General features: G+C 53.2%; 5 protein-coding genes. All 5 read left to right on the top strand.

Features of this window, described 5'->3' with window-relative positions; all coding sequences use genetic code 11:
- On the top strand, positions 1-1584 hold a 1584-nt coding region (gene msp1a, locus GAC_RS05315), incomplete at its 5' end, for a major surface protein MSP1 subunit alpha (protein WP_050813513.1).
- A gap of 566 nt (positions 1585-2150) precedes the next feature.
- Positions 2151-2981 (top strand): major surface protein MSP1 subunit alpha, encoded by an 831-nt coding sequence (gene msp1a, locus GAC_RS02360; RefSeq protein ID WP_010269879.1) that lies wholly within the window; start codon positions 2151-2153, stop codon positions 2979-2981.
- 482 nt (positions 2982-3463) lie between these two features.
- A complete protein-coding gene (locus tag GAC_RS05435; RefSeq protein WP_241759991.1) occupies positions 3464-4330 on the top strand; it encodes a cell surface protein in 867 nt (288 codons plus the stop codon).
- Between the two features lie 422 nt (positions 4331-4752).
- Positions 4753-5688: a major surface protein MSP1 subunit alpha gene (gene msp1a / locus GAC_RS02345; protein WP_037349296.1), complete on the top strand. Its 936-nt coding sequence runs from the start codon at positions 4753-4755 to the stop codon at positions 5686-5688.
- 21 nt (positions 5689-5709) lie between these two features.
- Positions 5710-6441: a hypothetical protein gene (locus tag GAC_RS02340; RefSeq protein WP_010267502.1), complete on the top strand. Its 732-nt coding sequence runs from the start codon at positions 5710-5712 to the stop codon at positions 6439-6441.
- The last annotated feature ends 392 nt before the right edge of the window (positions 6442-6833 follow it).

Genomic DNA, 6833 nt, shown 5'->3' with positions numbered 1-6833 from the left:
GGGACTGATTGGCGGCAAGAGATGCGCTCCAAGGTTGCGAGTGTTGAGTACATGTTGGCTGCTCGTGCCCTTATTTCTGTAGGGGTCTATGCTGCTCAGGGAGAGATCGCGAGATCGCGAGGGTGTGCTCCCCTGCGTGTTGCAGAAGTCGAAGAAATCGTGAAGGATGGCCTTGTACGCAGCCACTTTCATGATAGTGGCCTTTCACTAGGCTCCATACGACTCGTGCTTATGCAGGTTGGGGATAAGTTGGGGCTACAAGGTTTGAAGATTGGCGAAGGGTACGCCACCTATCTCGCGCAAGCGTTTGCTGACAGCGTGGTGGTTGCGGCTGATGTTCAGAGTAGTGGTGCGTGCTCTGCCAGCCTTGACAGCGCGATCGCAAACGTTGAGACGTCGTGGTCCCTGCACGGCGGCCTGGTAAGCAAAGGTTTTGACCGTGATACCAAAGTAGAAAGGGGCGACCTTGAGGCTTTTGTCGACTTCATGTTTGGCGGTGTGTCGTACAATGATGGGAACGCGTCTGCGGCTAGGAGCGTATTGGAAACGCTTGCCGGGCACGTCGATGCACTTGGTATATCGTACAATCAGCTGGATAAGCTTGATGCTGACACTTTGTATAGTGTCGTATCGTTTAGTGCCGGTTCCGCAATAGACAGAGGTGCGGTTAGCGATGCGGCTGACAAGTTCCGTGTGATGATGTTTGGTGGTGCTCCTGCGGGGCAAGAGAAAACTGCCGAACCTGAGCATGAGGCTGCGACCCCGTCAGCTAGTAGCGTTCCGTCAACTGTGCATGGTAAGGTCGTTGATGCAGTTGACCGTGCAAAAGAAGCGGCTAAGCAGGCCTATGCAGGCGTGCGTAAGCGGTATGTGGCGAAGCCTTCGGACACTACTACACAGCTTGTTGTAGCTATCACGGCGCTGCTTATCACGGCGTTTGCTATCTGTGCGTGTTTGGAACCTAGGCTTATAGGGGCGTCCGGTCCGCTGATTTGGGGCTGCCTGGCACTAGTAGCACTGCTGCCATTACTTGGTATGGCTGTGCATACGGCAGTGAGTGCTTCGAGTCAAAAGAAGGCTGCCGGTGGTGCGCAACGGGTTGCTGCTCAGGAGAGGTCTAGGGAATTGTCCCGTGCGAGACAGGAAGATCAGCAGAAGTTGCATGTTCCCGCGATACTGACCGGGTTGAGCGTGCTTGTGTTTATTGCTGCCGTCGTGGCTTGTATTGCTGTTGACGCGAGGCGCGGGACGTGGCAGGGCAGCATATGTTTCCTAGCCGCATTTGTGTTGTTTGCGATCAGTGCCGCTGTTGTAATGGCAACACGTGACCAATCGTTGGCAGAAGAGTGTGATAGCAAGTGTGCTACAGCTCGTACGGCTCAAGCTGTACCCGGTGGCCAGCAGCAGCCGCGTGCTACCGAGGGCGTTGTTAGCGGTGGCGGCCAAGAAGGCGGGGCTGGTGTTCCCGGAACTTCCGTGCCGTCAGCCGAGTCTGGGGCCGTACCTCCTGCTACCATTATGGTTAGTGTGGATCCACAACTTGTTGCTACTTTGGGAGCAGGTGTGGCGCAGGCGGCGGCGTAAAGCCCGCTTTATAGCTTGGGTTTTGCTTCATAGGTGGCGATTGGCGGCTGTTGAGGAGTGGATAGGTGGCATGAACGGGGCGTTGGGTTGCTGCAACGTCCCGGTAGGCAAGAGTTTCCGGTCTTTGATAGAGTCGATCCCGCCGAGGCAACGGTGGTTGTAACCCGCAAAAATGCGCGGCGGGTCCGTGTCGTCTTTCCCCAGCTTTTGGTAGTTTGCCGTAGCAGCTGCGGCGTTAGCTTTGTTGCTGTCCTTGGTTGCTTGGGTTGTGTGCTTGGCAGGTGCCGCGGCTTTCATATGAGCGCTGCGGTGACCGGCCTTTGCTGTTTGTGCTTGTTGGAGTGGGTGGCACTAGCGGTGCGGTGCTGGGGCCTTTCTCCGGGGTTTGGAGCTGAGCCTGTCCCTGAGGCTAGCGACTTGGTGCGGCTTTTCGTGTTTTGGTCGAGCGGAAGTTGGACGGTGCTTGTGCGGTGCCGGTCAATTGGACGCTTCGGTCACCTGCGGTGTTGCCAGGGATGAGATGTAGGTGCCTACAGCAGCGTGTGTGACCCGGGGTGGCGTGTTTGATGTATGAGGTGTGTGTAATGGATGAATCACTGCAGCGTTCTAGGGAAGGATGGGGGCCATTTATGGTTGATCCTGCCAGAGCGACGGTGGCTAAGGCTTGCAAAGAAATGCGCGACAGATCCATGTCGTCTTTTGCTGGTGCTGGGCAGTTTATCATAACAATGTCGGCTCTTATTGCCGCCGTGATTGCTATTTGCGGTGCGTGTCTGCAGCCCGCTGTTGCTGGTAGTGCACTGAGTTGGAGTTGTCTGGCGTTCGTGTTGCTATTGTTGCTCGTGGTGGCAACCGGGGTGATAGTAGCGGCCAACAACATAGCAGACATTGCGACAGGGAGTGATGTGAGAATAGTTAAGCCCTCAAGGAAGGGTTGTCGAGAGCTGTCTGATGATGGTGGTCGTTCCAAGGCTATGGTTGCGTTGGCGTGCATATCTGCACTTGCACTTATTGGCGTCATTGTTGCTTGCATATGTATTGACGTAAATCGTGGGGGATGGTGCGGTGGTTTTATGTTAGCCGCGCTGGTGTTGTTCACGATTGCCGCTTTTTTTGGCACAGAGCTCTCACGTGGTCACACAGGTTACACAGTAGTGGAGTACGGCCCCGACGAGGCTTACCATATCACAGTTAACGCAGTTCCTGCCTCAGATGGCCAGGAAGCTAGTCGCGGCTCGAACGAAGACTCGGGCCAAGTGAAAACTGCTGATGTCCCACCAGATACCTTCGTGGTGACTGTTGGGCTGGATTCTCCCGATTCTCTGGCTACGCTGGGGAATTTTGTTGTGTTGGGGTTCTCACCGCAGTTGCAGTGTAGAGTTTATACGGAAGCGTAGCGCGTTGTCTTGATTATGCGCTGCGCAGTCGCGTCTTTGTAGCCTGCCCTGCTGGATGCCCCGCTGGAGGACTTTTCTCCGGGTTATTTCCGCATGAGTTTTGTGGGAAAGTGGGGCCGCTGTCCGGTCTGTGTTCGTCCGCGGTCAACTTAGTTGAGCTAATTAGGGGCGAGTAGATCTTTTAGCGTGCATGTAAGTATTGGGATATGCGCGATTCCCTGTGCAGAGTACGGGGCATGTTCTGAGTAAGTATAATGAGTGAGGGTAAGGTGCTGTGGCTTGTGGGGCGAGCGTTTTCAGCCTTTAAAACCAGTTATGAGTTTTCAAAATCAGCAATTAGGAGCTGTGGCGTCAAGCATGGTGTTTGTGGTTTGGCGCCCTTAATGTCTTTTTTGATCTTCTATCTGCTGATTTGTTGTTACGCAATTGATGTAGAGCTAGGCTTCTTATGCCAGTCAGCGCTTTTCTAGGTAGTGTGTGCTATGAAAAGTCACAATACAAGCCGTCAATGCCAAAAGGGGCCAAGGCCCCGCACCGCGGCTGGTGATGCTGGCGGATCGTCGCCTTTTTGTGGAATTGCAGCGCCCAGTATACCTAACAGTGCAAAAATCAACAAGGTGCAGACTCCGGGTTATGTTGGTACGCCGAAGACTAAAATAAAATGGCCCAGGTTTTATCTCCCTAAAGTTTACGTTAAGAGCGCAGCAGCGTCCGCGGCGCTTGGAGTGATGTCCTGCTGTTTTCTGGTAGAGCTCATATGTGCCGCTGTTACATATTGTGGTGCAGTGCCGGCTGCCATCGCGCCTTCGGCATGGTTGATTGTGTATCCAACTTTGGGTCTGGCGCTTACTTGTGGTATGTGCGTTGCATGGATGCGGCGCAGACGCAACACTTGCGTGAGGTTTGCAGACGCAGCATTATCGCAAAAACCATCTGATAATATTCCGACTCTGAAAACATTGCTGGTCGCATTATTTGTGGTGTGGGGTCTTTGCTTGGTGGCCGGCCTTCCAAATTGGGAGAAATGGGCTGGGATCGCGGATACCATCGTATGCTGCCTACCGGTTGCTGCCCTATTACTGCTACTTTTCGGGTTCTTTGTTGAAGAGGCGTACCCGCGGTGTGAAATGTGGACCATGCCTGCAGATTCTGCGCCAACAAAGAGCTCAGTGACCCTCTCGCAAACCGACAATAACGCAACCTGCGGGGCGTTGCCGCTTGGCACGGAGTTGGATACACCAACTGTGCACCCCATGGAAGCGAGAGGGCGTGAATCGAGCGAGATTCATACTTTGCGAATGTTATATCCTCTTGAAATGCATTTGTTAGACTCAAATCTGCAGATTTAGCTGTAAGCCTCCTTGATTATCGCGCTTTCTGTGTCCAAGGCCCCAGCGTTACCCCCTATTCGTCGAGGTTGAGGGTTTGATTGCGAGAATGTCCGGGTTGATCGCCGTACATATGCCTTTTTAGGTGATGAAGTTTGTTTCAGTACGGTGCCACAACATCCAGGTAGTGTCGTAAGTTGCGCGCGGGTGCGGCGGCTCTGGCATTTAAAGCCAAACTTAGTGAGGTACAATACCACGCTTTTGCAGGGTGCGGCATATAGCAGCCTTCTCGGTATTTTAAAATTTAGTAGATTTTATTGCGTGCACACGTGTTCATATGCTACAATCCCCCCGCGAGTGTGTGGTGCACGAGTTTTCACGGGTTGTGTGGTTGCCTGTTTTCCTAGTCAGATGGGCTGTCTGTGTTTTGAGGGTGCTGCACGGTGCTCTGTGGTAATCTAGCGTTCATTTTTACGGTGTGTGTTTGTTGTGTTAAGGGAAAAGATCGGCCCGGTGGTGGCTCCGGAAACGTATGGGCAGCGGGGAAAACTGTCAGGTTTAGCGACAAGGTTCATAATATTTCGCCTGTACGTGTCAGAGTTGGTGATCCTGCAATGGGGACGGTGATCGGGGCCAAAAGGAAAATACGGGAAAGGTCCATGGTATCTTTCTTTGGTGCTGGTCAGTTTATAATAACAATCGCGGCTCTGGTCGCTGCGATATTTGCTATCTGTGCGTGCCTGCGGACTACGCTGGCTGGGCCATCTGGTACGCTAATTTGGGGCTGCCTGGCGTTGGTCGTATTACTTCCGTTGCTCGGTACGGTTGCGTACATGGCGGTGCAGGACGAGAGAGAAGATGGTGTTGTGGCTGATTATGCGCGAGTTGTCCGGGAAGGATCTGTGTGGGAACATCAGCGGCAATTGTTAGAGGATAGAAGTACGTTTTCTGGCATGCGCGCACTGGCCGCGATGGCCGTGTTTGAGTTCATCTGCGCAATAGTTGCTTGTGCGTGTATGGCCGCCAAGCCCGGAACGTGGCAAGGCAGCGCGCTGTTTTTAGCTACATTGGCGTTATTCATGGCTTCTGCGGTTGTTGTAGTTGGAACGCGGCGCCACTCGTCCGTGTTGGTGTTGAGTGACGCCCCAGTTGTCGGATTATCGCCAGACGTGAGGCCCGCCGCGCCTAGTGGCGGTCAACAAGCTCCAGTAACTGCTGTGCCTGCGGATGCATGCCGCTCAAGCGCTGACGCTCCTGGTACCTCTGTGTCGTCAGTCGTGCTGGATTCTACTGCAGCTTCGGGTGCTGGGGTTTCGGGGCAGCAAGCTGCATTGCATCTCGCTAGAGAAAACGGTGCTTCTGTTGGCATCTGCGCATAGTGGGTAGGAATAGGGGTTGTCGTGGCCTCTGGACGCGTGTTTTCGGCATTCAAAATTGATAGCAGGGCGGCAAAGTCGTCTGTTGGCGGTACGGGGGAGGTACGTGGTGGCGTGGAGTGCTGCGTACTTCTGATATCTTCTGTAGTTTTCTTTCTGCTGGTTTATGGCTTAGTTGTTGCGCGCGTTGACTCTTCCGGGAAGCTCGCCGTGGGCATAATGGGGTGTGCGCTTGTCGCGTTCCTCGCCTCTGCGCTTATTATTTTGCCTGTAATGGCATTGAAGGATTTGGGCCACGACGGCAACAATCGGCCTTACGGCCATCTCGCTTTATATTGCGAAGTCGATAATCGGTCGCGCCCCAGCAAGGTTGTTGATAACACTGATCCTTGCTGCAAGCGTGTAACGTACAAAGTTGTCGTGCTGTGCGCGCTTGTTGCTGCGCTAGCCATTGGCGCGATACTTTATGCCCTCTCCGATGCCACTGCTGCACATTTTGCTGTTGTAGTCATGATTTTTATCGTGGCCAGCTTGCCTGCTGTTACGATGCTTATGTGCGACGATGTTGCAGAGCATGAGGGTGGGCGGCTACACGCGATATGTGCATTAGCAGAGGGTGGCCCCCCGGAGATGAGCGTACTCGCTTTACACAATTGTGAACCCGCGCCCGCCACTTTAGTGTCAGGATCTAAAGTTGCTGTAGAAGTAGCTGTTGCAGCTGGGTCTACAGATAGTCAATCAAGAAGCGTTCGGTGACTTTATTCAAGACAAAATATGGCGCGGGCCGTCATTTTAGTTGTGGCAAGCCCGCTTCTTTGGCGCTTGTGACGTTATGCCGCATGCACCGGCACCGCACGCTTTATATCATAGAGTTGTTTGAGATGTTCGGCCTTCTCGGAATGGGCTGAAAATCATCCTAGTGATGCATCAAGTATGTGTATGAACATCCTGATTATCTACTAGTAAAGCCGCATTCTTTAACGAGTTTCCACACTTTTTATTTTTTTGTATACACACGCTAGCCATGTTTCAAGAGGATGATAAGGTGAAATCAGCACACTACAAAGATGAACGCGGCTTGTATCCGATGCTTCTTCACTGTGTGTTTCTCTCTCGCACGCCCACCGCAGAGTGCATGTGATCGCATG

It is taken from the genome of Anaplasma marginale str. Florida, assembly GCF_000215485.1.
Taxonomy (GTDB): Bacteria; Pseudomonadota; Alphaproteobacteria; order Rickettsiales; family Anaplasmataceae; genus Anaplasma; species Anaplasma marginale.
The sequence above is the reverse complement of the archived record's forward strand: the minus strand, read 5'-3'. Positions and strand labels throughout refer to the sequence as shown.

Coding starts and splice junctions, on each gene's coding strand:
- GAC_RS05435 (WP_241759991.1), top strand. CDS start 3,464: ATGAAAAGTCACAATACAAGCCGTCAATGCCAAAAGGGGCCAAGGCCC.
- msp1a (WP_010269879.1), top strand. CDS start 2,151: ATGTATGAGGTGTGTGTAATGGATGAATCACTGCAGCGTTCTAGGGAA.